General features: G+C 68.5%; 25 protein-coding genes. 22 read left to right on the top strand and 3 right to left on the bottom strand.

Going from position 1 to position 26,098, the window contains the following annotated elements; genetic code table 11:
* Nucleotides 1–6: 6 nt before the first annotated feature.
* Together ACZ6O0_RS03610 and ACZ6O0_RS03605 are read left to right on the top strand one after the other, a co-directional pair.
* Entirely contained in the window at nucleotides 7–1,449 is a 1,443-nt protein-coding gene (locus tag ACZ6O0_RS03610; RefSeq protein WP_465763234.1) for a basic amino acid/polyamine antiporter, read from the top strand.
* 12 nt (nucleotides 1,450–1,461) lie between these two features.
* Complete coding sequence (locus tag ACZ6O0_RS03605) at nucleotides 1,462–2,223, top strand: hypothetical protein (protein ID WP_465763233.1); 762 nt, start codon at nucleotides 1,462–1,464, stop codon at nucleotides 2,221–2,223.
* A gap of 17 nt (nucleotides 2,224–2,240) precedes the next feature.
* On the opposite strand, the gene ACZ6O0_RS03600 is transcribed toward ACZ6O0_RS03605, so the two are convergent.
* Together ACZ6O0_RS03600 and ACZ6O0_RS03595 are read right to left on the bottom strand one after the other, a co-directional pair.
* The gene (locus ACZ6O0_RS03600) at nucleotides 2,241–2,495 is read right to left on the bottom strand and encodes a hypothetical protein (RefSeq protein ID WP_465763232.1); all 255 of its coding nucleotides are present in this window, start codon (nucleotides 2,493–2,495) and stop codon (nucleotides 2,241–2,243) included.
* 704 nt (nucleotides 2,496–3,199) lie between these two features.
* Nucleotides 3,200–4,081, bottom strand: coding sequence for an amidase domain-containing protein (locus ACZ6O0_RS03595; RefSeq protein WP_465763231.1), 882 nt, complete (start codon nucleotides 4,079–4,081; stop codon nucleotides 3,200–3,202).
* Nucleotides 4,082–4,406: 325 nt separating this feature from the next.
* On the opposite strand from ACZ6O0_RS03595, the gene ACZ6O0_RS03590 reads away from it, so the two are divergent.
* Entirely contained in the window at nucleotides 4,407–4,574 is a 168-nt protein-coding gene (locus ACZ6O0_RS03590; RefSeq protein WP_465763230.1) for a hypothetical protein, read from the top strand.
* A gap of 9 nt (nucleotides 4,575–4,583) precedes the next feature.
* Here the strand turns inward: ACZ6O0_RS03590 and ACZ6O0_RS03585 are convergent, their stop codons facing one another.
* Entirely contained in the window at nucleotides 4,584–5,273 is a 690-nt protein-coding gene (locus tag ACZ6O0_RS03585; RefSeq protein ID WP_465763229.1) for a helix-turn-helix domain-containing protein, read from the bottom strand.
* Nucleotides 5,274–5,629: 356 nt separating this feature from the next.
* On the opposite strand from ACZ6O0_RS03585, the gene ACZ6O0_RS03580 reads away from it, so the two are divergent.
* The 19 genes from ACZ6O0_RS03580 (at nucleotide 5,630) to ACZ6O0_RS03490 (ending at nucleotide 26,091) form a co-directional block, all read left to right on the top strand.
* On the top strand, nucleotides 5,630–6,481 hold the full coding sequence (locus tag ACZ6O0_RS03580; protein ID WP_465763228.1) for a C1 family peptidase: 852 nt from the start codon (nucleotides 5,630–5,632) through the stop codon (nucleotides 6,479–6,481).
* Nucleotides 6,482–6,695: 214 nt separating this feature from the next.
* Nucleotides 6,696–7,709 carry an eCIS core domain-containing protein gene (locus tag ACZ6O0_RS03575; RefSeq protein WP_465763227.1) on the top strand — a complete coding sequence of 338 codons (1,014 nt, stop codon included), beginning with the start codon at nucleotides 6,696–6,698 and terminating at the stop codon, nucleotides 7,707–7,709.
* A gap of 337 nt (nucleotides 7,710–8,046) precedes the next feature.
* Entirely contained in the window at nucleotides 8,047–8,547 is a 501-nt protein-coding gene (locus ACZ6O0_RS03570) for an AfsR/SARP family transcriptional regulator (RefSeq protein ID WP_465763226.1), read from the top strand.
* 25 nt (nucleotides 8,548–8,572) lie between these two features.
* The gene (locus tag ACZ6O0_RS03565) at nucleotides 8,573–8,779 is read left to right on the top strand and encodes a hypothetical protein (RefSeq protein ID WP_465763225.1); all 207 of its coding nucleotides are present in this window, start codon (nucleotides 8,573–8,575) and stop codon (nucleotides 8,777–8,779) included.
* Between the two features lie 54 nt (nucleotides 8,780–8,833).
* Nucleotides 8,834–10,399 carry a phage tail sheath family protein gene (locus ACZ6O0_RS03560; protein ID WP_465763224.1) on the top strand — a complete coding sequence of 522 codons (1,566 nt, stop codon included), beginning with the start codon at nucleotides 8,834–8,836 and terminating at the stop codon, nucleotides 10,397–10,399.
* A 26-nt stretch (nucleotides 10,400–10,425) separates the two neighbouring features.
* A complete protein-coding gene (locus tag ACZ6O0_RS03555) occupies nucleotides 10,426–10,926 on the top strand; it encodes a phage tail protein (protein WP_465763223.1) in 501 nt (166 codons plus the stop codon).
* Nucleotides 10,923–11,639, top strand: coding sequence for a hypothetical protein (locus ACZ6O0_RS03550; RefSeq protein WP_465763222.1), 717 nt, complete (start codon nucleotides 10,923–10,925; stop codon nucleotides 11,637–11,639). The genes ACZ6O0_RS03555 and ACZ6O0_RS03550 overlap by 4 nt, the downstream gene beginning before the upstream one ends.
* 665 nt (nucleotides 11,640–12,304) lie before the next feature.
* Entirely contained in the window at nucleotides 12,305–12,517 is a 213-nt protein-coding gene (locus ACZ6O0_RS03545; protein ID WP_465763221.1) for a hypothetical protein, read from the top strand.
* A complete protein-coding gene (locus tag ACZ6O0_RS03540; RefSeq protein ID WP_465763220.1) occupies nucleotides 12,514–13,719 on the top strand; it encodes a Pvc16 family protein in 1,206 nt (401 codons plus the stop codon). The genes ACZ6O0_RS03545 and ACZ6O0_RS03540 overlap by 4 nt, the downstream gene beginning before the upstream one ends.
* A complete protein-coding gene (locus ACZ6O0_RS03535) occupies nucleotides 13,719–15,605 on the top strand; it encodes an ATP-binding protein (protein ID WP_465763219.1) in 1,887 nt (628 codons plus the stop codon). Before ACZ6O0_RS03540 ends, ACZ6O0_RS03535 begins: the two co-directional genes overlap by 1 nt.
* 256 nt (nucleotides 15,606–15,861) lie before the next feature.
* On the top strand, nucleotides 15,862–16,518 hold the full coding sequence (locus ACZ6O0_RS03530; protein ID WP_465763218.1) for a hypothetical protein: 657 nt from the start codon (nucleotides 15,862–15,864) through the stop codon (nucleotides 16,516–16,518).
* A 1-nt stretch (nucleotide 16,519) separates the two neighbouring features.
* Nucleotides 16,520–16,822 (top strand): hypothetical protein, encoded by a 303-nt coding sequence (locus ACZ6O0_RS03525; RefSeq protein WP_465763217.1) that lies wholly within the window; start codon nucleotides 16,520–16,522, stop codon nucleotides 16,820–16,822.
* A gap of 5 nt (nucleotides 16,823–16,827) precedes the next feature.
* Nucleotides 16,828–17,937 carry a hypothetical protein gene (locus ACZ6O0_RS03520; protein WP_465763216.1) on the top strand — a complete coding sequence of 370 codons (1,110 nt, stop codon included), beginning with the start codon at nucleotides 16,828–16,830 and terminating at the stop codon, nucleotides 17,935–17,937.
* Nucleotides 17,934–18,437 carry a phage baseplate assembly protein V gene (locus tag ACZ6O0_RS03515; RefSeq protein WP_465763215.1) on the top strand — a complete coding sequence of 168 codons (504 nt, stop codon included), beginning with the start codon at nucleotides 17,934–17,936 and terminating at the stop codon, nucleotides 18,435–18,437. The genes ACZ6O0_RS03520 and ACZ6O0_RS03515 overlap by 4 nt, the downstream gene beginning before the upstream one ends.
* Complete coding sequence (locus ACZ6O0_RS03510; protein ID WP_465763214.1) at nucleotides 18,437–18,754, top strand: hypothetical protein; 318 nt, start codon at nucleotides 18,437–18,439, stop codon at nucleotides 18,752–18,754. The genes ACZ6O0_RS03515 and ACZ6O0_RS03510 overlap by 1 nt, the downstream gene beginning before the upstream one ends.
* The gene (locus ACZ6O0_RS03505) at nucleotides 18,751–19,110 is read left to right on the top strand and encodes a GPW/gp25 family protein (RefSeq protein ID WP_465763213.1); all 360 of its coding nucleotides are present in this window, start codon (nucleotides 18,751–18,753) and stop codon (nucleotides 19,108–19,110) included. The genes ACZ6O0_RS03510 and ACZ6O0_RS03505 overlap by 4 nt, the downstream gene beginning before the upstream one ends.
* Nucleotides 19,107–21,422 (top strand): putative baseplate assembly protein, encoded by a 2,316-nt coding sequence (locus ACZ6O0_RS03500; protein ID WP_465763212.1) that lies wholly within the window; start codon nucleotides 19,107–19,109, stop codon nucleotides 21,420–21,422. Before ACZ6O0_RS03505 ends, ACZ6O0_RS03500 begins: the two co-directional genes overlap by 4 nt.
* Entirely contained in the window at nucleotides 21,419–23,995 is a 2,577-nt protein-coding gene (locus tag ACZ6O0_RS03495; protein ID WP_465763211.1) for a baseplate J/gp47 family protein, read from the top strand. The genes ACZ6O0_RS03500 and ACZ6O0_RS03495 overlap by 4 nt, the downstream gene beginning before the upstream one ends.
* Complete coding sequence (locus ACZ6O0_RS03490; protein ID WP_465763210.1) at nucleotides 23,995–26,091, top strand: hypothetical protein; 2,097 nt, start codon at nucleotides 23,995–23,997, stop codon at nucleotides 26,089–26,091. Before ACZ6O0_RS03495 ends, ACZ6O0_RS03490 begins: the two co-directional genes overlap by 1 nt.
* The last annotated feature ends 7 nt before the right edge of the window (nucleotides 26,092–26,098 follow it).

The raw sequence follows: 26,098 nt of genomic DNA, 5'->3' as shown, positions 1-26,098 counted from the left end.
GGCGTTGTGAGCGCGCGCCGGGCGAGCACCGTCCAGAAGGTCTCGGTCCTCACCCTGACCGGCATGGTCGTCGGTTCGATGGTCGGCGGGGGAGTTTTCACGCTGCCCAAGGAGTTCGGCGAGGCCACCGGCGTACTCGGCGCCGTCATCGCGTGGATCGTCGCCGGCACCGGCATGCTCATGCTGGGCCTGGTCTTCCAGTCACTGGCCATCCGGCGACCGGACCTGGACAGCGGCGTGTACGTCTACGCCAAGGCCGGGTTCGGGAACTATGCCGGGTTCAACTCGGCTTTCGGTTACTGGGCGAGCAATGTCGCGGGCAACGTCTTCTTCATGGTCTTCACGATGACCACGCTCGGCACGTTCTTCCCTGGACTCGGTCAGGGCAACACCGTCCTGGCCGTCGTACTGGCGTCGGCGCTCGTGTGGTTGTTCCACATCCTGATCGCCCGGGGTGTGCGTCAGGCGGCCGTCGTGAACCGGATCGTCACCATCGCCAAGCTGGTCCCGATCCTGGTCTTCATCGTGATCGTGGCGGTGGCCTTCGAGGCGCAGACGTTCGCCGACAACTTCTGGGGCGGGGACGAGCGCTCGGTCGGCTCGGTGTTCGACCAGGTCACGGAGACGATGCTGGTCACCACCTTCGTGTTCCTCGGGATCGAGGGGGCGAGCGTGTACTCCCGGTTCGCCCGGCGGCGTCAGGACGTCGGGCGGGCGACGATCCTCGGCTTCGTGAGCGTCCTGGCGGTGTTCGCGTCGGTGACCATGGTCTCGTACGGCGTCCTGCCACAAGCCGACCTGGCGAGCGCCGAGCAGCCGTCGATGGGCAGCGTGCTGGAGTCCGTCGTCGGATCGTGGGGATCGACGTTCGTCAGCATCGGAGTGATCATCTCGGTCCAGGGCGCCTACCTGGCGTGGACGCTGATCAACGCCGAGATTCTCTACATGCCCGCACGCGGTGACGTGATGCCACGCTTCCTGACCCGCGAGAACGCGCATGCGACCCCGATCACCGCCCTGCTCAGCACGACCGCCGCCGTCCAGCTGGTCCTGGTGCTGGTCCTGCTCGTCGACGACGCACTCGACTTCATGCTCAAGCTCGACACCGCGCTGACGCTGATCCCGTATCTGCTCGCGGCGTCGTACGCGCTCAAGCTGACCATCACCAGGCAGACCTACACCTCGGCGGACGAGCCGGAGCGGCGCCGGCAGCGGGCGATCGCGGCCGTCGCGGTCCTCTTCTCGATCTACATGCTGTACGCCGCAGGCCCGAAGTACCTCCTGCTGGCCGCGATCGTGTACGCGCCGGGGACCCTGTTGTACCTCGTGGCCCGTCGCGAGCAGGGCCTGCGTGCGTTCAACCGAGCCGAGGCAGTCGCCTGCGCGGTGCTGGTGGCCGCGGCGGTGCTCGGGGTCGTGCTGATCTCGACCGACTCGCTCGATGTCTGACGGGTGATCCGCATGGGTTGGTATCGGGATCTCGTCGACACCGGTCGGGCGCAGGCCGCCTGGATGCTGCTGGCCTTCTTCGTCACCTTCACGGTCACACGGGCGGTCACCCGACGGATCCGCGCCAAGCAACGGCAGGCGGCTGCTTCCGCCGAGTCCCAGGGCGGTCTGTCCGACATGTATATCGGCGGCATCCACATCCACCATCAGGTCTGGGGGATTCTGATGGTGATGCTCGCCGGGCTCCTGTACTTCCGCTACACCCCGGATAGTCCCTGGGCCGAGGTGCTCGCCGTGGCCTTCGGGGCGGGGGCGGCCCTGACGCTGGACGAGTTCGCGCTCTGGCTCCACCTCGACGACGTCTACTGGGGGCCGGAGGGCCGCAAGTCCATCGACGCGATCATGCTCGGCGGGGCGCTGGGCGTCGTCCTCCTGACCCAGACCAGCCCGATCGGCGCCGAGCCCGAACGCACCGGCAGCGCGCTCTCGAGATGGACCTACTTCGGCACGATCGGGTTCCACCTTCTGATGGCGATCGTGTGCTTCCTCAAGGGCAAGCTCTCCACCGGCCTGATCGGCATCGTCGTGCCGGCGGTCGCGCTGATCGGAGCGCTCAGACTGGCCAAGCCCAGCTCGACCTGGGCACTACGCCGCTACGGCGAGCGGAAACTCGAACGGGCCCGGACCCGCTTCGGCCCGACGTACGACAAACGCTGGAACCGCGTCCGCGACAAACTAGGCGGCGGATTCTCATCACCCGGTGGCGGTCAATGACGCGCGCCGTGCGCTTGTCAGGCGGCCAGTTGCGCGGGCGGTGACACCGCGAGACCGTCGTGGCGCCCACTGACGCGGGGCAGCCGGTGCATGGTCTGCAGCGTGGCAGACAGCTTGGCCAGCTGGTGACAACCAGCCGTGATCGCGTCCTGCAGCGTCGGCCATTGGTCGACGCACCAGTAGGGGTCGTCCGGCTGCCGATCCTGCTCGTCGTCGATGTCGGCACACCAGCCACCGCTGTACGCGCGGTGCACATGCAGTCTGAGGTTCATGATCGTGAATCTGTCGGTGTTGACGGTTGGAATCAGAAGGGCAGCGCTCGACCCGAAGGCGTCCGAAGGTCAAGCGTCTGCATGTTCTTGCGCGAGAGCGTCCGCAGCGGTCTCCGCCGAACCTGAATCTGTCGCATCGCCCTACTCCTCTCCTAGTGAGCGGTGCGACGAGCCGCCGCACCACCAACTACTTGCTACGAGTGCCCGCGCACCCCGAAAGTTCGACCTTCTTCGGAGACTTGCTGATATCGGTACGTAGCCAGCCGTCGGCCGGTTCATCCCGAAGCCCCCCACGGCCCTCCGCCGCCAACTCTCCGAAGCCGATCCGACGCCTGTCATTCGCACCGATCGCGCGCGCGGATGGGTCGCGCGCCCCGATCTCTCGGTGCTGGTCGGGGTGCGCCAGCGGGTCTCATCGATGACGACGCCGCGCCTGTGTTCTGGCCCGAGCTGGACGCGGAGGGGGACCAGAACATCGACGAGTTCGTGTCGAGCGTCCCGCAGAGGTCGCGGGGCTGGCGACCCGGTTCGTCGCAGGCGACCCGGTGCGCTGACCGGCACCGGGCCGTACGGAGGCGAGTCGCAACCGGAGCCAACCCCGACGCAACCCCAACGCTCACCCTCGCTCGCGCTCGCGGCGCCGACCGCGGCAGCCGCATCGCGCCCGTCGGGATCGATGCGGTGCCGTCGTGGGTCGGGGCGGGTTATTTGGTCACGTGGATCAGGTAGACGCGGGAACCGGGATGGGTGTTCTGGATCCAGCCGTTGCGGTCGATGTCCCAGGACCAGTAGCGGTCGCGGCGTGCGATGCTGTGCTGCGTCACTGACGGGTATCCCTGCGCGTTGAGCGAGGTGACGATGGCGACGTGGTCGATGAAGCCGTCGGCCGGACCGTTCCAGTCATAGGCGATGACGTCTCCCAGCTGGGCGTGGCCGGCAGTATTGTCCGACCAGGCGACCTCTCTGATCGTCGCGTATCCGGCACCGACGACCGCGTTCTTGAACCTGTCCGCGTTGATCGCCGCAGCCGAGTAGTCCGTCCAGGTCGACGTCCGTGACAGCCCGCCGGCCCACAGCGCCTGCGAAACGAACCAGGTGCAGTCGTTGCCCGGATACCTCTCCGCGTCCTGCCAGTGTGCGTAGGCCCAGTCCCGGGCCGCGGCCCGGTTGTACATGCTGGCGCAGTCCGGCTCGCCGGGAATGTACTGGTTGAATCCCGGCGTCGTCGTGTAGAAGTCGGCGATCCAGCCCTGGACCGGGCCGCTGATCTTGTGCCACACCGTGTTGCCGTAGACGTCACGCCCGCGAACGGCGCAGATCGCGGAGAACGGCGTACCATCCGCGAGGACCGCGACGACGGTGGCAGCCGAGTTGTACGGATCGGTGCGGACCTTGAGGCCGACCCCTCCAGTGCCCGTCACGCTGTAGCCGCTGATATCGGCGTGGGCGGGCGCCGCGCTCAGCAGTCCGATCGCGACCGCGGCCAGCGCGGCGAGCGCGCCCGAACCGAATCTGCGGTACATCTTCACCCGCCGCCGTACCACCGGCGGTTCCGGAACCGATTCCCGGGCGTTGAGCTGCGACATCCTGATCACCATCCCGTTCTGTGATCCCCAGGTCGCTGAATGTGCAGAAAGCGTGACATGACAGCTGGGCGCCGGACAGCTGTCGGCCGTCAACTTACAGCCGCCTGACAGCGTCCTGCGTCAGGTACTTGGCAGGTGACTGCCTACGCATTGCCCGTCTGTATCGCCGACTCCACGCTGATCCCTCTGTCCGGGCTGTACTGGTCAATCTCCTCGGCATGGCCGGGGTCTCGGTCATGAGCGTTGCTCCGGCGATGGCGGCCACCCGCTCAGGCTTCGGCTGCGACGGCCAGGACCCCCAACCGTCGGCGTCACGTCGCTCTCGGTGGCGGTCAAGCGCCAGAGCGAGCAGTGGTGGTACCAGGACGGCGGGAACTACTCGACCGCCTGGTCAGACATGGTGTACGCCCCGACGGCGGTGATCGCTTGCGCGTACGGCACGGTCACGTACGGCGGTGTGGTCCGGCAGCCTCCGGCATGGATCTGCGGGTAGGGCCCCCACTCACGCCAGCTGGATCCGCTCCGTCTCGCCGTACGCGACCTCGGCACCGTCGAAACGAACGATGACCCAGGCGGAGAACGTACTGTCGCCGGTCGTCAGGAGATCACTCCAGTGTTTGTCGAACGCGTAGTCGACGTGAAAGCCCAGACGTTTGCCGTCCCCGTCGCGGGTGATGCCGATGACGAGGTCGACGGCGTGCCGGTAGACAGCGAGCTTGTCGAGGCCCTCCGTCCCGGTGAACCTGCCCCAGGCTGCATGCTTGCTTCGGCAGTACCGCAGCTCGAGCTCACCGACGATGTGCGGTCTGTCGGTCAGGGCAACCTTCGAGACCGCGACGGTGATGCCATCGGCGGAGCAATCCGCCGCGAGTGGGTCGGCGCCGTCGGCAACATCCTGTCGCGGCCAAGGGGAGACCGCGAGTACGGTCTCCGCAGGCTCGGCCAACGCCGACGAGAGCTCCGCCCACCGCCGGCGCCAGCTCTCGACATCGCCACCGCAAGCACCGACGAATGCCAGCGTCACTTCGAGCGATGGCAGAGTCTTTCCGGCCGCCGCTTCCGCGAGACTGGTGTGCGAGTAATGCGCGAGCTTGGCCAGCGCCCGGTAGCTACCGATGCCGGCCTCGTCCCGAAGCCGCCGCAAATCAGCCGCGAACCGCGTGAGCCCTGAGCCCTCCGGCTGAACTGACATCAGTTGCTCTCCCACCACAGATGCGAACTCCGCAAACCCCGGACCGTTCCCGCCTCAAGTCTCACAAGTCCTATCGCAGCCGACCGTGGAACCGTTTCATCCAGAGACCAATGGATTCCGTCGTCTCGCCGGGAACGACGACGAGATCCTCACGGAGATGCTGGATCGCCGGCATGAGTTCGTGCGGAGTTCGAGCGAAGGGCGTCTGGAGCGAGGCGGTTTCGACCGGATGTCTGCAATTGACACCGGCTGAGCAAACAGGGGATTCAAACGCACTGGGAGGTTGACATCCGGTCCTCGAGAGCGCTCGGTGGAGGCAACAGTTCACTCCGCAGGGTTGGGTAACGATCCATGGGGTGGACATCGGTATGGGAATTGGGGGAACCGTGGAGAAGTATTCGACCGCAGAAGTCGCCACGGCTGAGGTCGCGGGCCACACTCGCATCCTCAACTGCCTTCCGTCGCCCGAACAGGAGAACGACTGGCTGTTCAGTACTGCAGCCAACGCGGGCGTGGTCACCGCTCCGGCAAGGCTGCCGAAGTCGGTGGACCTTCGAGACGATACCTGGTGGCTGATCGGCGATCAGGCGGCGACGGGATCGTGTGTCGGTTGGGCGCTGGCGGATTCGCTGCTGCGCTGGCATTTCGTGCAGGCCGGTCGCATCGACAAAGCCGACAAGATGTCACAGCGATTCATCTGGATGGCCGCCAAGGAGACGGACCAATTCGTCGCCAGGCCGACAACGTTCATCGAGTCCGACGGGACGTGGCTGAAGGCCGCGCTCGATGTGGCGCGGAAATGGGGGTCGGTGCGGTATGCGGAACTGCCGTTCACTCCGCCGACGTTGTACGTCGGTCAGACCGCCACCTTCTACGCCATCGCGGCCCAGTTGAAGATCGCGTCCTACTTCAACCTCGGGGTCACCCTGGCCGACTGGCGGACGTGGATCGCGAGCAGCGGGCCTGTCCTGGTGCGTCTCGACGTCGATTCCACCTGGATGGACGCCAGCGCGACCAACGGCAAGCTGACCACGTACAAGCCGGCGACAAAGCAGGGGGGCCATGCGGTCGCGCTCGTGGGCTACACCGGTACCGGCTTCATCGTCCGCAACAGCTGGGGCACTGGCTGGGGCGATGTCGGCTACGGCTACGCAACCAATGCCTATGCAAAGGCCGCCTTCACCGAGGCCTACGGCATCATCCTCTGATCGCCTGCCGACCCAGTCACACTGCCAGCCGCTCGTGAATGTCGATCCACTGAAAGACGCCGATGCGCTGCGCGTTGAGGGCTACCGCGTGCGTCCAGACGGCACTCGGTCTCACGGCTCCCGGGTGCCGGAGAGCTCCTCCCGGTCGGCGGCCTCCGCGCGCACTGCGAAGACGAGGGTTGCCGGTGGGTAGCCGGCGGCGGATGATCGGGGGATGGAACGGGTGCATTCCATGGCGCAGGGGGAAGCTGCGGAGCGGCAGGCGGATGCCCTGGCGAGGGCTGCCTTGACGGGGGTTGGGCGCCAGGTGGGGGTTGGCTCACGGTCGTCCGGTGAGTGCGACGAGGTGCGGGCTCCGGCCAGTGTGCAGCGGGCATTGGGCCAGCACGGGACAGCGCTTCCGACTTCGGTGCGGGCGGGGATGGAGCAGCGGTTCGGGCATGACTTCTCGAAGGTCCGGATCCATGCGGATGACAGAGCGGACCGGTCTGCCCGGGACGTCCGAGCGCCGGCTTTCACGGTGGGGAACGACATCGTGTTCGGCCGCGGCGCCTATGCGCCGGCGAGCCTGCCCGGGCGGTACCTGCTGGCCCATGAACTGGCGCACGTGGTGCAGGGGACACCGGGAGTGGTACGCCGCTACCGGAATCCGAAGGCGTTCAACTTCGGGGTCGAGGACGATGCCGTCCTGAAAGAGGACTCCTTCGACCCGAAGACCGACAAAGCGGCCAAGCCCTGGATAGAGTCGGTCAAGGTCGCCTTCGCCTCGAAGGACACCGATGCCGACGGGCGCGAGTACTGGAAAGGCACAGCGAACGCGACGTACTTCAACAATCCGGCGAAGGGCACCGACTTCCCCTTCCCCGTGGCCGGCGGAGTCCTCGGGTGGCTGACCGATCGCGGTAGCTTCACGGTGTTCCGGATCGAAGGCGCGGGCTACAACAGCGGCAAGTACTCCGGGACAGCCGGCGTCCACTACGACCCGGCCCAGCGCGAAGGCCCGAGCAACCGATACACCAAGGTCGACGCACGTGGCGACCGGCTCAGCAACATGAGCTTCGCGGTCTTCTACAACGACGGCGAGTCCCTGCACGCCGGTCCGGTCGACGCTGGTTCGCACGGCTGCGTGCACGTCGACTGGACCAACCGGAATACGATCAAGCGGCTGAATTACCACAGCGTCATCGGACTCACCAAAGTCGTTGTCACTTACCCCAAGGCCCCGTAATCATTGGGCAGTCCAATTGACGACGCCTTGGCGTGTGCGGTTTGCCGTGTCAGAGTGGATGAGGGCTTGGCTTGCCGCTCGTGGCGAATCCCGGTAGGTCCGGCCCGCCATGGCTGAGCCAGGGGGGTGCGCTATGGATGAATTGCGGCTGCGTCTGCTCGGATGCTTCGCGTGTGAGCGATCCGGGGTTCCGATCGATTTGCCGCTCGGCCTCCAGCGGCTGGCGGCTTTCCTCGGACTTCGCGGGATCTCGCACCGCTGCCTGGTGGCCGGTGCGCTGTGGCCGGAAGTACCGGAAACGCAGGCTTTGGCGAGCCTACGGACGAGTGTGTGGCGGATGAACCGAGTCGCGGCCGGCTTACTGGAGATCGTCGGCGACGCACTCCGGCTGGTGCCTGCTGCGCGCGTCGACAGCGAGGCGCAGGAGCGCGTCGTCAACGAGGTGATGAGCCGGCGGTCTGTCGATGACTCGACACTGGCGGCGCTCTGCCAGCCTGAGTTGCTGGCCGGGTGGTACGACGACTGGGTGGTCTTCGAGCGCGAACGACTCAGCCAGCTCCGTCTGCATGCTCTCGAGGTCGCGGCCCGGCTGTTCGTCGAGCAGGGGCGCTTGGACTCCGCCCTCCGCCTGGCGCTCGAGGCCGTGCGGTCCGAGCCGCTGCGGGAGACCGCGAACGAGGCGCTCATCGCGGTGTACGTCGCAGAGGGAAATCTGTCGGACGCGATCCAGCACTACCAGCTGTACCGCGAGCTGCTCTGGCGTGAGCTGGAGCTCGAGCCGTCGCCCCGGTTCGGCGGACTGCTGCCACGCAGGGGTGGTGTGTTGACACCGACGTGACGGCCGGTGGCGGATGAATGGGTGTGTGAGCACCGAGGATTCCCGGCCAGGTGGACTCGTCGTGATCCGGCTGTGGACAGAAGCCGGGGGCGAGATCCGCGCTCGCATGACCATCTCCACCGACCTCCGGCAGGAGTCGGTGCGGACGCGGGTCGTCACCAGCCGGGACGAGGTGCTGGGGCTGGTCGAGGGCTGGCTCGACGAGTTGCTCGGACCGGTGACGCGGTCGTGACGGGGCCCGCGGTTGGCTGGACACACTGGCCGACCGGCGGATGGGGAAGAGATCATGCCCTCGACACTGAGCGCACCCGGAATCTACATCGAGGAGTTGCGCGGAGGGCCCGGCCCGATCGTCGGAGTGAGTACGTCGTTCACCGCCTTCGTGGACTGGTTCTCCCGCGGACCTGTCGGTGTGGCGACGCGGGTGGACAGTTTCAGTGAGTTCACCCGCGTGTTCGGCGGACTTCATGCGCAGAGCTGTGCGTCTTACGGCGTGCTGCAGTACTTCCTGAACGGCGGTGCGACCGCCTGGATCGTGCGCATCGACCTGGCCGATGACAAGGCCGCGACCGCCAGCCTGAAGGACGAGGACGGTGCTGACACGGTGACCGTCACCGCGGCCGCACCTGGTGCCTGGGGCAATGCTCTTCGGGTCGCCGTGACGAGTGGTGCGGCGGGCGCGGTGAACGTGGTCGTGGGCGAGGTCGCGGCGGATGGCACCATCGCCGTCCGCGAGATCCACCGGAACCTGCCGGCGGTCACCGCGACCCTGATCACGGCCGTCAACGACGCCTCCGACCTGATTCGGCTGACCGACATCGCGGCCACACCCAAGGACCCCGACCCGGTCGCGGCCTCGGCCACGGGTGAGCCGTCGGACGTGACGACGTACGCCGTACTCACTGGAGGTGTGGATACGGCTGTGCTGAAGGCCGATGGAACCGCGAACGACACGACGAAGCTGTCCGCGGCACTGGAGGCGGGGCTCGCGCCGCTCACCAGGATCGAGCCGGCCGTGTTCAATCTGCTCTGCATCCCCGCCGCGGCCACGCTCGGCGATGGCTTGGATCAGCTCGTCGACAAGGCGTCGAAGTTCTGCGAGGACAACTTCGCGTTCCTGGTCGTCGACCCACCTCCCGGTGCCGCGACCGATACCGGCGCCGAGATGGCCGCCTGGGCCGCCGGAACCGACGCTCCGGCTGGCTCGAAGAACGCGGCGATCTACTGGCCCCGGTTGCGGATGCCGGACCCGCTGGCGAACGGAGCCGCTCGCGATATCGGCCCGAGCGGCGCCGTCGCCGGAATCTTCGCCCGGACGGATGCGACCCGCGGCGTCTGGAAGGCTCCGGCCGGTATCGAGGCGACGCTGCGGGGCGCGGACCTGAGTTCGGTCGTCAACGACGCGGACAGCGCCCGGCTGAACCCCATCGGCGTCAACGTGCTGCGGACCTTCCCAGTCGTCGGGAACGTCGTCTGGGGCGCTCGGACCCTGGTCGGCGCGGACCTGCTGGCGAGCGAGTGGAAGTACGTCCCGGTACGCCGTACCGCCCTGTACATCGAGCAGAGTCTGCGCGCCGGGCTCAGCTGGGTCGTCTTCGAACCCAACGATGAACCGCTGTGGTCGCAGATCCGGCTGAACGTCGGTGCGTTCCTGCAAGACTTGTTCCGCAAACAGGCGTTCCAGGGCCTGACCCCCCGCGACGCGTACTTCGTCCGGTGCGATCGGACCACCACGACGCAGGGCGACGTCGACCGGGGAGTGGTGAACATCCTGGTCGGATTCGCCCCACTCAAACCCGCCGAGTTCGTCGTCATCCAGATCCAGCAGATGGCCGGCCAGGCCGTCGGTTGAGAGGCAGCACGATGGTCCAGTTCGCCGTGAACACACAGCGCTTCGATCCCTACAAGAACTTCAAGTTCCGGGTGAAGTGGGACGGGCGGTACGTCGCCGGGATCAGCAAGGTCGGTCCGCTGAAACGCACCACCGAGGTGGTCAAGCACCGTGAGGGCGGCGACCCGAGCACCACCCGCAAGTCTGCCGGGCGCAGCGAGTACGAGGCGGTCACCCTCGAGCGCGGGGTCACTCACGACGTCGAGTTCGAGAACTGGGCCGCGAAGGTCTGGAACTTCGGGGCCGGCCTCGGTGCGGAGTCGTCGCTGCGCGACTTCCGCAAGGACGTGATCATCGAGGTGTACAACGAGGCGGGTCAGAAGGTCCTGGCCTACAAGGTGTTCCGCTGCTGGGTGTCGGAGTACCAGGCGTTGCCCGACCTCGACGCCAACGCGAACGCCGTCGCGATCCAGACCATCAAGCTCGAGAACGAGGGCTGGGAACGCGATCTCGAGGTGACCGAGCCCGCGGAGCCGGCACTGACATGACCGGCCGCCAGGCAGGCATGGCCGTGCTCGACGTCTGGGAGGCCGGCCGGTCGATGACGCCGGCCGCCCGGGCACTGCTGTTGTTGAGCGTGGCCGGCCATCACGACGCCGGCGACTGGCCGGTCGGCGAGCGCGATCAGGCTCTGATGCGCGCCTGCCTTCCGGCCGATCGATCGCTGGACGCGGTCACCGACTGCCCGGAGTGCGGCGCGCGGCTCGACGTCGAGGTCGATCCGGCGGCGTTGGTGGCACCAACGACCACCGAGTCGCAGGTCTCGGTGCGGTACGACGGCTACCGGGTCGTCGCCCGGCTGCCCACCGGTGGCGATCTCGCGCACTTGCCGGCGTCGACGGCGGGCGAGGAACTCCGGCACGCGCTGCTCGAGCGGTGCGTCCTGTCTGCCGACCTCGCCGGAACCGTGATGGAGCCGCGGGCGCTGCCCGAGGCGGTCGTGCTGGCGGTCGAGTCCGCGCTGGAAGCGGCGGACCCTGCTGCTGACGTCCGCCTGGTGTTGTCCTGCGCCGAGTGCGGTGCGGAGTGGTCGGACTCGCTCGATCCGGTCCGGTTCGCCTGGGCTTCGCTGGAGGCGGCGGCGCGCCGGCTCGCGGTCGACGTCCACGTGCTTGCCCAGGCTTATGGCTGGAGTGAGGCGGAGATTCTCGGGTTGAGTCCCTTCCGGCGTGCGTTGTATCTGTCGGCGGTCCAGCCGTGACCGGACCGGGCTACCTGAACCGGCTGGTGCTGCGCGCGACCCGGGCCGACACCGGGCTGCGTCCGCGACCACCGGCGGCATACGAGGCACCCACCGCCGACGCCGGCCCGGTCGTACGACGAGCACTCGACGACCGGCCCGGGCGGAGGACCCCAGCGTCTGCCGGCGAAACTTCGGCTGAGCACCTTGACGACGAGCGCCAGGTCTCTCAACATCCTCGCGGTGCGTCACGAGCCGCCTTGGCAGCCGCGACCGTTGGTGGACGACCGGAGCTGAACGCGGCGGGGGTATCCATGAGCTCTGCGGACGAGGTCGCGGAGGGCGCGCGTCGCATTGTCCCTGTGCCCGTCGAGCGGCGCGACGCGGCTTTCGGTGAGAACGACGGCGCGACGAGCGCGGTATCCGGCGGCGTCGATCAGGACTCCGCGGTCGGGTCGCGCACACGAGCCAGTCATTGGGGCTCACAGGGCGAACAGCAGGTGGTGGCCGACAACGCGGCACGAGAGCCGCCGGCGGCGGAGACCCGTTCCCGGGCGGATCGGGACGTTTCCGACGGTGGCTTGCCAGCCAGAGCGGCGAAGGATGGAGACACGGCCGCGGAGAACTCAGCGCACGCAGGGGAGATCATCGATCCAGCAGGCCCGCCCCGCGAAGAAGTAGGCCAGGTGACGACTGTGGCGTGGGATGAGCCCGTGGCGGTTGTGCCGCGGCTGGAGGTGCCGGTGGATGCGGGGGAGCCGGAGGTGAACGTGACAATCGGACGGATCGAGATCGTCCGGCCGGCGGTCGCCGCGCCGGCCTCACGACCGGGCCGGCGGCGCCGGACGACGTCTGCTCCTGAGCTTGCGGAGTACTTGAAGTCGCGGAGCGGGCGGTGAGCAACTCGCTGGCCATCGCCACCGTGACGGTCGCGCTGCAGGCCCTCCTGACCAAGACGGTCGACAAGGCGGTCGGCGGCGCGACGGTCTGGACCGACCGGTCCGACGTACCGCGTGAATCCGCTGGCGTGAACATCTATCTCTACCGCATCTCGGACGATCCGGCCCGGCGCAACGACGATCTTCCGGCCCGCGGCGCTGACGGTGCGATGCGGACCCGTCCGCGCCTCGCGGGCCGGCTGCACTACCTGCTGACGTTCCACGGGAAGGACGACGAGCTCGAACCGCAACGGTTGCTCGGCGCAACGCTTGCCCGCCTGCACTCGCGCCCGCTCATCACCCGGGCACTGATCGACAAGGTCGCCGCCGAGGCGGCCGATCCGACACCACGTCACGAGTTCCTCGAGCAGACCGACCTGGCTGCCGCGGACGAGCTCGTCCGGCTGACCCCCGAACCACTGGACCTCGACGAGTTGTCGAAGCTGTGGTCGGTCTTCTTCCAGACGGCATACCAGCTGTCCGCGACGTACGTAGCATCGCCGATCCTCCTGGAGGAGCGCGAGGACGTCGCCGCGCCGGCGCCGCCGGTCCTGGCGGAGCAACTGACCGTCCGCGGACTCCTCCGGCCGACGATCACCTTGATCCGCAACGTCGCCGGTGCGCGCGACCCGGTCGTCGCCGACAGCGAGCTCGTCGTCGAGGGTAGCGGTCTGCGAGGCGAGCAGACAGCGATCCGGGTCGGCGCCGCCGAGCTCACCCCGACCGCGGTCAGCCCCACCGAGCTGACCGTCGGCCTGGGTTCCAGCGCCCGCCTTCGGGCTGGGCTGCAACCGATCCTCGTCGCACATCGCTGGCTGGCCGGAGATCCGGCCGAACCACGCGCCGGCGAGACGAGCAACGTTGCCGGCGTGGTGCTGCAACCCCGGATCGCGGCGTCGTTCGGTGGCGGCCAGCTGACGGTCACCAGCGATCTGGTCATCGGCGCTCATCAGACCGTCACGATCCGCCTGCTCTCGCCGGCCACCGGGCACACCGTCCGGACTGTCGACGTCCCCGATCGATCCGCCGACTCGGCAACCATCACCGCTGCACTGAACTTGCCCAGCGGCCAGTACGCCGTGGTTCTGCAGGTCGACGGTGCGGATAGTCTCGTGACGCCGGCGACCGAGCTCCCGATCACCGCACCGGTGGTGACGATCTGATGGCCGCGTCGGTGAGCACCGAAGAACCCGCGGTGGACGAGCAGAGCTGGGTCGAGGCGAACCGGGCCTACCTCGTCGCGGCTCTGGCGGATCTGTCGGCAAAACTCACCAAGCGGTCCGGGACTACGGCGGCGTTGCCCCAGCTGGAGCCACCGCCTGCGCTGGAGACACTGTGTGAGTCGTTCGGACTCTCGTCGTTCGAACGTGCCGTGCTGCTGATGTGCGCGGGAATCGAACTGGACGCCGGCTTCGCATCCTTGTGTGCCGAGGCGGCCGGCGATCCCAGCAGACGCGCGCCCACATTCGGTCTGGCGCTGGCGACGCTGCCGGGAGCGCATTGGTCGGCGCTGACGCCGGACGGCGGGCTGCGGCGCTGGCAGTTGATCGAGGTCGCCGAGCACAGCCCCCTGACGACGGCGGAGCTGCGGATCGACGAGCGCGTCCTCCACCACCTCACCGGACTCCGCACCACCGACGCGAAGCTCGCCGGACTCGTCAGGCCGGTGGAAACCGCTGCTCCGCTCACTCCGGGTCAGCGACCTGCCGCCCACCAACTCGTCGACGCGTGGCGCTCGGCCGAGGAGCTCGTGGGGGTGCTGACCGGAGCCGACCGCAGCACCCGGGTGGCGGTCGCGGCCCATGCGGCGCAGGACCTCGGAGTGGGCCTGTCGTTGCTCGAAGCAACGGCGATTCCCGCGGCGGCCGGTGCTCGTGACCAGCTGGCGAGGTTGCTCGAACGCGAGAGCGCCCTGGGTGCGACGGCCTTCTTCGTCGAAGGACGTGACGATTGGACCGCCGTTGACGCGCTGGTCGCGGCGTCCCGGACCCGCATCGCGGTCTCGGCCGATCAATCGCCCGTACTGCCACAGTGTCCGGCCCTGGCGATCGAGGTGCCCGCGCCGACGGCAGCGGAGCAGCGTGATCTCTGGCACGCGGCCGTTGGTCCGGATGCGCCGATCGAGGAACTGGTCGCCGCCTTCGATCTCAGTGCGACCGCCATTGGGATCGTAGCCACGGCGGCAGGTGGCCAGAGCGATGCACTGTGGCCGGCCTGCCGGGCGGTGGATCGCCCGCTGCTCGCGGCCCATGCCCAACGCATCGAATCGACCGCTCGCTGGGACGACCTGATCCTCCCGGCGCCACAACGCCGTACGCTCGAAGTGCTTGTCGCCCACGCGCGCCACCGGGTCCGTGTGTACGACGACTGGGGGCTCCGGATGGGTCGCAGCACCGGCCTCGGGAGTACGGCGATGTTCGGCGGTCCGAGCGGCACCGGGAAGACGTTCGCCGCCGAAGTGATCGCGAACGAGATCGGTCTCGATGTCTATCGCGTCGACCTGAGCGCGGTGGTGAGCAAGTACATCGGCGAGACCGAGAAGAACCTCCGGCAGGTGTTCGACGCTGCCGATCATGGAGCCGCGGTACTGCTGTTCGACGAGGCGGACGCCTTGTTCGGCAAGCGCACCGAGGTCCGCGACAGCCATGACCGCTACGCCAACGTCGAGGTGTCCTATCTCCTCCAGCGACTCGAGGCGTACCGTGGCATCGCGATTCTGACCACCAACCTGTCCGACGCCATCGACACCGCCTTCCTGCGCCGGATCCGGTACGTCGTGAAGTTCCCGTTTCCGGACGAGAGTCAGCGTGCCGCGATGTGGCAGCGCGCCTTCCCCGGCGATACCCCGACCGCCGGCCTCGACGTGCTCGAGCTGGCCAGGATCGCCCTGTCCGGAGGCGGTATCCGCAACGTCGCCGTCAACGCCGCCGTACTGGCCGCGGATTCCGGCACGCCGGTACGGATGGAACATATCCTCCGGGCGGCCCGGCTGGAGGCGGTCAAGGCCGGCCTGTCCACGCCATCGATCCGTCCGGAGGCCGGTGCATGATGAACGCCCCGGATCGAGCACAGTTGCACGATGTCAGCGTCAGCGGCGCCGCGACCGATCGGGCCGCGCTGCTTGCGGCGATCGAACGAGCTGTGGCGCAGGCGGGCACCGCTGACCGGCGAGTCGTGGAGTCCGCCGTCGCAGCAGCCGTCAGAGCGCACTACCGCGCGCAAGGGCTGATCCGTGCGCCGCGATCTGCATCGGGTTCTGAGGGCTCGTGACGGGGCGGTGACGGTCTGGCCGGGACGCTGGGGGTGTGACGGGATTCTCTGGTTCTCCGCGGGTGTTCAAGGGGGCATTGATCGGCCTTGACCCGTTGAAGCCGGTGGCGAGCGTCGTCGTGTTCCAGTACAACCCGGAGAAACTCACGCGCCGGCTGCGGCCGATGACGACCGGCTCGGACGGATCCGAAGGCGAGGCCCTGCGCCTGTCCGGTCCACCGGAGGAGACCTTCGAGCTGGACATCGAGATCGACGCGGCGGATCAACTGGCCGACGGCGATCCGGTCGCCGGAGGCCTCGGCATCGCACCACAACTGGCATCACTCGAGATGATGCTCTACCCGCCGTCCGCACGGGTGATCGCCAACGAAGCCCTGATGCTCGCAGGGCTGATCGAAGTGATTGCGCCGGAGGCGCCACTGGCCCTGCTGATCTGGGGACCCAGCCGCGTGCTGCCGGTCCGCGTGACCGATCTGACTGTCGCCGAAGAGGCATACGACCCCGGCCTGAACCCGATCCAGGCGAAGGTGACGATCGCGGTGCGAGTCCTGACGTACGACGATCTCGGGTTGGCGAGTGTCGGTGGCGGCCTGTTCCTGGTGCACCAGATCGCCAAGGAGGTCATGGCGAGCATGGCCGGCGTGAGCTCGTTCACGGCGACGGCGACCGCAGGACTCGGCGGAAGGGCCTGACATGTTCACGCCGACGAGCCGGTACGCGGGCCTGCCGACCACGACCATCACCGTCCCGGGACCGGACGGCACATCGCGTGAGCTCACCTACCTACGGCGGCGGGTCCTTCCGCGACCGCAGGACCACACCCTCCTCGCGCGGCACACCGTCGAGCCGGGGGAGCGGCTGGACCATCTGGCCGACCGGTACTTCGGAGACGCCACACAGTCCTGGCGCATGTGTGACGCTGCCGGCGTTCTCCGGCCGGATGAGCTGGAGCATCCAGGTCAGCAGGTGCCGATCGCGATGCCGCCGAGTGGGTGACTGCCGTGTTCGAAAAGGTTCTCGGTATTCGTCTACTGCTGTGGGCCGGTGATCCCCTGCCGGTACCGCGGCCGCGGCTGCTGCCGGCCCTGCGGACCGCCGAGGTCACCAACGACAGCGACTCGATGGACGGCTTCCAGCTGACCTTCGCATTGACCAAGAACAGGCTCGGCCGGTTCGACATCATCGACACCTTGGCGCCGGGGACCCGGGTGTGGATCGGTGCCGTGCTCGGCGTCGTGCCACAACCGCTGATCGACGGGGTGGTCGAACGGCACGACCTGACGCCGAGTGGGATGCCCGGTGAGTCGACGCTCACTGTCACGGGGACCACGATCACCTCGCTGCTCGGGCTGGAGGAACACAACCAGCCGCACCCGAACCAGCCCGACTCGGTCATCGTCGCGAAGGTCCTTGCTCAGTACCCCGAGCTCGGTCTCATACCTGCGGTGGCGCCGACCACAGACATCCCGCTCGAGCTCGATCGGACGCCGCAGCAGAACGAGACCGACCTGGCGTTGATCGAGCGCCTGGCCACCGCCAACAGCTTCGTGTTCTACACCGAGCCGGTCACGTTCGGAGTGAACAAGGCGTACTGGGGACCGGTGCTGCGGACATCGCTTCCGCAATCCCGGCTGACCGTCGGCATGGGGCCGCATCAGAACGTGCGGAGTCTGTCCTTCGGCTTCGACTCACTGGCCGCGGTCGGCGCCGAAGGATCGTTTGTCGATCCGATCTTCAAGCTGAAGATCCCCCTGCCCGCGCTGCCCGCCCTTCGGATCCCACCGCTGTCGGCCAATCCGGCGCCGGCCCGGCGTACCACGCGGCTCCGGACGGCGGCCAACGCCGGTCCCGCGCTCGGTGCACTGGCCTCGGCAGCGGCCGCGACTCAGGCGCCCGAGGCTGTCTCCGGCTCGGGGACGCTCGACACCGCGCGGTACGGAGCGATACTCCGGGCTCGCGGTCTGGTCGGGCTTCGCGGCGCCGGCACCGACTACGACGGCTACTACTACGTCCGTCGCGTCACCCACACGATCTCGGCCGGTTCCTACACACAGTCCTTCGCGCTGAGCCGCGAGGGTACGTCGTCGCTGACGCCGGTGGTGGTGCCATGACCGGGAAGGAGTTCTGGGGCAAGTACCGCGGCGTCGTCAACGATGTGAACGATCCGATGATGCGGATGCGGATCAAGGCCGACGTTCCCGACGTGTACGGCGATGGCTCGAGCGGCTGGGCGTTGCCGTGCGCACCGTTCGGTGGGGACCAGCTCGGGTTCTTCGCGTTGCCCGATGTCGGCGCGGGCGTCTGGATCGAGTTCGAGCATGGTGACCCGGACTACCCGATCTGGTCCGGCTGCTGGTGGGGTTCGAGCTCCGAGCTGCCGGGCAAGTGGCTGTCGCCGCCGTACCGGAAGACGATGATCGTCACCGGTGCAGGGCACAGCATCACGATCGACGACACGCCTGGTGCCGGCGGTATCACGCTGGAGACAGCAGACGGCGCGTCGGTGAAGTTGAGTGCGACCGGCCTCGAGATCGTCAACGGCAGCGGTGGCTCGATCAAGCTGACCGGGCCGAAGGTTGCAGTGAACGATGGCGCGTTGGAGGTCATCTGATGGCCGCCTTCGTCCTGTCCCAGAGCGACACCGTCCTGTGTATGCACGGCGGCCAGGCCCAGCCGGCGACTCCACTGCCGCGGGTCAAGGTCGCCGGTCAGGCAGCGATCGGACAAGCCTCCGTCTACACGATCTCCGGCTGCCCGCTGCCGCCACCCACCACGCCGCCCTGTGTCACGGCCAACTGGGTGGTTGCCGCGACTCGGGTGACGTCGTCCGGCGTGCCGCTGCTGGTCAGTACCGGTACGGCGGTGTGCGTCCCGACCGGTACCGGTCTGCAAGTCGTGACGTTCCAGACCCGGGTGCAGGCGACATGACCGACATAGCTTTCCCCCTCCGCATCGACAGCCGCGGCCGTACTGCTCGGATCGGACGGGACGACCACATCCGGCAGCTGGTCGAGCAGGTGCTGTTCACCGCGCCTGGCGAACGCGTCAACAGGCCGACCTTCGGTTGCGGCCTGTTGCAGCTGGTCTTCCAGCCCAACTCCGAACCCCTGGCCGTCGCGATGCGCGTGACCGTCCAGGCCGCGTTGCACGAGTGGCTGGCCGATCTGATCAGCGTCGAGGAGGTCGACGTCCGCGCCGAGGCGGAGACGCTTCGGGTGAGGGTCGCCTACACCGTGCGTGCGACCAACGAGGCACGGGTCGACGAGTTCCGGAGTACGCCGTGAGTACGCCGTACTCGTGTGCGGACGAGCTGCGCACCGAGGCGGTCCGTGATGCCGGCACGGTGAACGGCATCGACTATCTCGAGGTGATCGGTGGTCAAACCAGACTCGAGGTGCATTTCCTGCACCCCCTGCCTGGTCAGGTCGGCGGCGTACCGGCGACTGGGACTCGATTGAACCGCACACACGTGGTCATCTCGGGCGGCGATCGGGTCAAAGACATCGGCGTCGTGACGACCTCGACGACCAACGACATCCTGACCGTCAAGGTGTCGGGGCCGGGCGACTTCTCGACTTACCGGCTCGAGCTGGTCGATCCGGTCACCGGCACCACGCCGGATGGCTTCGACCCGCGGTTGAGTGCGATCGGCTTCTCCTTCAAGGCCGGCTGTCCGACTCGCTTCGACTGCGTAGCCCGGTCCGATGTCCCGTCGGCCGCCGGCACATCGAGCGTTCGGGACTACTTGGCCAAGGACTACGACAGCTTCCGGCAGTTGATGCTGGACCGTCTCGCGCGCACCGTGCCCGACTGGACCGAGCGGAATCCGGCCGATCTCCAGCTCACCCTGGTTGAGCTGCTCGCATTCGTCGCCGACCGGCTGAGCTACCAGCAGGACGCGGTCGCGATGGAGGCCTATCTCGGCACAGCACGCCGTCGCGTCTCGGTACGCCGCCATGCCCGTCTGCTCGGCTATCGCGTGCACGAAGGTTGCGCCGCCCGCGCCTTCGTCCATGTCGCCGTCAGCGAGCTGACGCCGATCGAGCAGGGCCGGCAGTTCCTCACCGCGGACAGCGAGTTCGTGTTCGAGTCCCGGCACGCGCTGCGGGCGGACAAGGGCAACAATCGGCTCGACTTCTACACCTGGACCGACGACCAGTGCATGTTGCCCGCCGGTGCGATATCGGCGACCCTGACCTCGCGCGGCGCACTCGAACCGGGGGACTTCCTGCTGCTCGAGGAGATCGCCGGACCGCGCTCGGGGCTCGCGGTCGACGCCGATCGGGCCCGCCGGCACGTCGTCCGGCTGACGACGGTGACGCCGGCGGTCGATCCGCTGGACGGGACCCCGGTCGTCGAGGTCACGTGGGACGCTGAGGATGCGGTGCCGTTCCCGTTGCAGATCAGCTCGATCACCGGCACCCGCGACGGACCGCGGCAGCGTGTCGTGTGTGCGGTTGCCCGTGGCAACGTCGTACTCGTCGAGCATGGTGCGCGGATGGCGCCGATCGTGCTGCCGGACGAGCTCGACGCGGCCGGCCGGTGGCTGCCGATGCTGCCCGGCGGACGTCCGACGTACGCGGCGGCTTACGACGTCGGCGCTCCGGCGGCTCGTCAGCTTGCCGTGGACCCGCGCGCCGCCCGGCCGGTGGTTGAGGTGAGCGACGGCGATCGTGACTACGACCCGGTCGTCGATCTGCTCGGCTCGGAGCCGGATGCGGCCGAGTTCGTCGTCGAGCCCGAGGACGACGGCACGACCACGCTCCGCTTCGGCGACGGTGTCTACGGCCGGCGACCGGACCCGGCGGCGCGTCATGTGGTCGCCTACCGGCAGGGACACGGCACGGTGGGGAACGTCGGGGCTGAATCGATCACGCTGCTGCGCCCCGGCGACGAACGCGTGCTCACGGTCCGGAACCCGCTGGCCGCGGCAGGCGGATTCGATCCGGAGCCGACCGAGAAGGTTCGGACGGACGCGCCGTACGCCTTCCGCAGCCAGGAGCGCGCGGTCACCGAGGCCGACTACGGAACCCTGACGACGCAACGGTTTCCGGGAGTGCAGCGAGCCGCCGGGCACCTGCGCTGGACGGGCAGTTGGTACACGGCGTTCGTGACGGTCGACCGTGTCGGCAGCGCCGAGGTCGACGTGCCGTTCAAGCAGGGCGTCAAGGACTTCCTCGACCGTTACCGGATGGCCGGCGTCGACCTCGAGGTATCCGCACCGAAGCCGGTACCACTCGAGCTCGAGCTGCTGGTTGGCGTCCGGTCCACCCGCTTCGCCAGCGACGTCGAGGCGGACGTGCTCGACGTCCTGTCGTCCGGCGTCCTGCGCGACGGGCGGCGCGGGCTGTTCCATCCCGACAACTTCACCTTCGGTACGCCGGTCTACTTGAGCCCCATCTATGCCGCGGTGCTCGCCGTGCCTGGTGTCGCGACGGTGCGCGCGACCAAGTTCCAGCGGTACGGCGAAGCGGCCGGTGACGAGCTGACGAAGGGCGTTCTGACGGTACGCGACCTCGAGATCGCGCAGTTGGCGAACGATCCGGACCGGCCGGAGCGCGGTCTGCTCACGGTCACGGTGGTGGGTGGGCGATGACGGACTCACCCGCGATCCAGCGCCGTGCCGGCACAGCGGCCACGTTCTCCGCGGCGATGCTCAGTGGTCTCGGGCGGCAGCCGGCGCTCGACCGGTTCACCGAGCGGCGGACCGACGACCCGTCGATCGCACTGGTGGACGCCTGGTCCGCGGTACTCGACGTGCTGACCTTCTACTCCGAGCGACTGGCCAATGAAGGGTATTTGCCGACAGCAACTGAGTGGTCGTCGGTGAACGAGCTCGCGCACGCCGTCGGCTACCAGCCCGCGCGCGGCCGCGCTGCCGCGACCTTCCTGGCGTTCAGCCTGGAGGAGGCGATCGGCGCACCGCTGCTCGTGCCGATCCCGGTCGGGACCAAGGTCTCCAGCATGCCCGGACCGGGGCAGGTCCCGCAGAACTACGAGACGGTAGAAACGCTCGACGCGCGACCGGCCTGGAACTCGATCGCCGCCCGCACCGCGACTGTCCAGCTCCTGGGGCCAGGCGCCCGGTCGGCGTACATCGAGGGTCTGCGGACCGATCTTGCGATCGGTGATGCCGTCCTGCTGGTCGGCTCGGAGCGCGAGAACTCGGACACCGCGGGGGAATGGGCGTTCCGGTTGCTGTCGGGTGTCGAGCTGCTGCCCGCGCTCGGCTCTACCCGATTGTCCTGGGCCGAACCGCTGGCGACCACACCGGACCCGACCGACGCCGGCTTGTTCGTGCTGCGCCGTCGGGCGGGCGTCTTCGGCGCCGGCGCGCCCGACTACCGGCTGATCAAGGATGCTGTGACGCCGCCTGCCGAGGCGCGTCCGGCAGGCCACCAGATCCTGCCGCCTCCGCTCGAGCCGCCGACCGGGGACTGGCCCGGCTGGTCGGTCGTCGTACCCGGCGGGGCGGACAACATCATCGATCTCGACGGTCTCTACCCGACCGCGACCATCGATTCCTGGGCGGTCCTCAGCCTGGCCGGAGTGGCCGAACCGTATCGGATTCAAGCCGTCAGCGAGACCTCGCGGGCGGACTTCGCGCTCACCTCCCGGGTCAGCAGGCTCACGGTGCGCGGACCGTCGGTCCGCAGCCGGTTCGGCGACAACGTACGGGAGACCAGCGTGTGGGTCGGCTCCGAGCCCCTCGGGCTCACCGAAGTACCCAACCCCTTGCCTGTGCAGGGCGGCCAGATCGAGCTGGCGTGGCCGGTGCCGACGGTCGACGCGGGGCGGACCGTTGTCGTCCGCGGCCCGCATCCGCTGATCCAGGTGGCGGATGGAGTGCGCGGCCTGGTGGTCACGCCTGACCAGGGGACGAGCCTCGTCCTGCATGCCGGAGAGCTACTGGAAGTGGTGGCGCAGGCCGTGGCCAATGCGGACCGCTCGATCACCTGGCCGACCAGCCGTGGAATCGTCACCGCGCTGTCCCACCAGGTGGTGACCGTCAGGCCGCCGGATGACGCCGAGGTCCACACCGAGATCGCGACTGTCGCGGGACCGACCGCCGGCACGGAGACCGTCAGCACCTTGGGTTTCGCCGTGGCGCTCAGCGGGTGCTACGACCGTGAACGAGTCCGGGTGTCGGCGAACGTCGCATCGGCGAGTCATGGTGAGACGCGGTCCCAGGTGCTCGGCAGTGGGAACGCGGGCACGCCGTACCAGAGCTTCACGCTGTCGCAGACGCCGCTGACGTACATCGCCGCGCCCAATGGAGCTGTCGTCTCGACGCTGCAAGTCAGAGTCGACAGCCGGCTCTGGACCGAGGTCCCACAGCTGTATGGAGCCGGTCCCGAGGACGAGGTCTACACGAGCCGCACAGCTGCCGACGGCGTCACGACTGTCGGCTTCGGCGACGGACTGACCGGTGCGCGGCTGCCGACCGGCACCAACAACGTGACCGCCAGCTATCGCATCGGTACCGGCCTCATCGGCCGCGTCGAGGCCGGGCAGCTCACCCTGCCGATGACCAGGCCGCTCGGGCTGAAGGCGGTGACCAATCCGTTGCCCACCGGTCTCGCGGCGGATCCTGAGTCGGCCGAGAGCATCCGGGGGAATGCACAGCGCACCGCCTTGACCTTGGATCGAGTGGTCTCCCTGCGAGACGTCGAGAACTTTGCCCGGACTGTCGCCGGTATCGGCAAGGCGCACGCGACGCGACTCTGGGACGGTCGCCGACTGGTCGTGCACGTCACTGTCACCGGCGCTGCCGGGCAGGACATCGACGACCAGGCACTGCAGGACCTGAAGACCGTCCTCCTCGGCGCCGGCGACGAGCGGATGCCGCTGGTCGTCGACCGTGCCGACCGGCTGTTCGTCCCGGTCGCCACGACTGTCTTCGTTGCCTCAGGCTATGACCAGACGAGGGTACTCGCCGGCGTCCGGGCGGAGCTTGGTACGGCGCTCGCGATCGACGTCCGCGACCTGGCTCAGCCGCTGACCGTCGGCGAAATCCTGCTGGCTGTGCATCGCGTGCGAGGTGTGGAGGCGGTGACGGTGGCCGATCCGGTCGCGGACGTGCCCGCCCGACCGGCCCGGATGGCAGCGGGGCACGCACTCCCCGCACAGATCGTTGCCCTGGCGCCCGGCAGGCTGGCGGTGCAGTGATGAGCTACCGCGACGAACTGATGGAGATGCTGCCGTTGCTGCATCGGCAGCGCGACGCCGACGGCGTGCTCGAGGCGTTCCTGCAGGTACTCGGCGAGCAGGCGGACGTGGTGGTCAAGGACCTCGGCCTGCTGTACGACGACTGGTTCATCGAGACCTGCGCCGACGCTCTGGTTCCGTATGTCGGTGACCTGCTCGGCGCCCGGCTGCTGTATCCGTTGGGACCCGGGGCCGGCCGGATGCGCGCCTTGGTGGCCGATCTTCTCGATCATCGACGACGGAAGGGAACAGTTCCGGGTCTCGAGCGGCTCGCGTACGACGTGACGGGCTGGCCGGCTGCCGCGATCGAGTACTTCAGCCGGCTCGGCACGACGCAGTACATGGCGCATCAGCGACCGGAGCAGCTGCAGGTTCCCGACCTGCGACGGACGTCGGACCTCGAGCTGATCGGTGGACCGTTCGGCACGGCGGCGCACACCGTGGAGGTCCGCCGGCCGCCGGCCGGCCGCTACGGGATCGGTACGATCGGACTGCATGTCTGGCGGCTGGTTCCGCAGCGGGTGAGCCGATCGACGGCTCGGGCTGTCGCGGACCCGCCGGACGGACGCTTCACGGTCGACCCACGCGGCCTCGACGTAGCTCTCTTCAATCCGGGCAGCACCGAGCCGTCGTTCGGCGGCCGCACCGCCGAGCACAACGTGCCGGCGCCATTACGGCGCCGGCCCCTGTACGACGAACTGGAGACCCTGCGGGCGGGATCGACGGAGCCACCGCGCTGGTTCGGCGACGATCCGGTGATCGAGGTGTTCGCCGACCTCGGCTCCGGGGTGAAACTGATTCCACGCAGCGAGGTGACGTCGGCCGACCTGACCGGATCGCCGAGCGCGTGGCCGAGACCTGCCGCTCCGCTGGCGGTCGCGGTGGACCCGGTCCTGGGGAGAGTCGCCTTCCGTCCCGACCTCAACCCGGCCTCCGTCGAGGTCACAGCTTCCGTGGCGAGTCCCGGGCCGATCGGTGCGGGTACCTACGATCGCCGAGACCCGCGGACCGCGGAGGTGCTGAGCCGGGTGACGTGGTTCCGCGTCGTCAGCAGCGCGCTGGCGCCGGTGCCGGACGTCCGTCTGACGACCGTGACCGGCGCCGTCGACGAGTGGAACGCAGTACCTCCGGGTGCGGTCGGAGCCATTATCGTGCTGGACAACCGAAGCTACGCGGGCGACGTGGACGTCACAGTTCCCGAGGGAAGTGAGCTCCTGGTCCTCGCCGCCGGATGGCCCGCCGCTGAGGCTGACGTCCCGATGGCCCTCGACCCATCGGATGCGGTGCCTGCCGATCGTCGTCCACACCTCGTGGCGTCGCTGACCGCGCGCGGCGGTACGGCCGACGACGTCCCCGGCGAACTGACGCTGGACGGCTTCCTCATCGAGGGGTCGGTTGCGGTAGCACCAGGTGATCTCGGCCGGCTCACACTCGGCAGCTGCACGCTGGGTGATCTGAGGGTCGAGGAGCCGGCGTCGCCGGAGTCCGACAACGGCCGGCTCGTCGTCGAGCTGCGGCGGACCATCGCGGCCGCGGTCTCCATCCCGGCGCCAGGACCGGAGTTGCAGGTCACCAGGTCGATCGTCGAAAACATCGACGCTCCGGGGGGCCCGGTCGTGCTCTTCGAGGTCACCGCGCTCGGTCCGGTCACTGCACAACAGCTGGACTCGAGTGACTGCGTGCTGGACGGTCTGGTCACCGTGCAGCGCCGCCAGCACGGGTGCCTGCGCTTCAGCTATCTGGCGCGCGGTACGACGACTCCCCGGAGGTACCGTTGCCAGCCGGACCTGGCGCTGGGCGACGTCACCGATCCGGCACAGGCCGCGATCGTCAGGGCCAGGCTGTCGCCGGTCTTCAGCTCGACTGCGCCGGGCGATCCGGCGTACGCACGACTGGACGCGCGCAGCGACGTCGCCCTGCGGACCGGCTCGTCGACCGGCGCGGCGATGGGGGCGTACACCGAGCTGGCGGAACCACAGCGCGAGGCCAACCTGGCGGCCGTGCTGGAGGAGTACCTGCGGATCGGCCTGGACGCCGGGGTGGTGCAGGAGAGCTGAGGGGATG

Source organism: Kribbella sp. NPDC048837, assembly GCF_055586945.1.
Note: the sequence above shows the minus strand (reverse complement) of the source record. Positions and strands in the feature narration are given on the sequence as shown.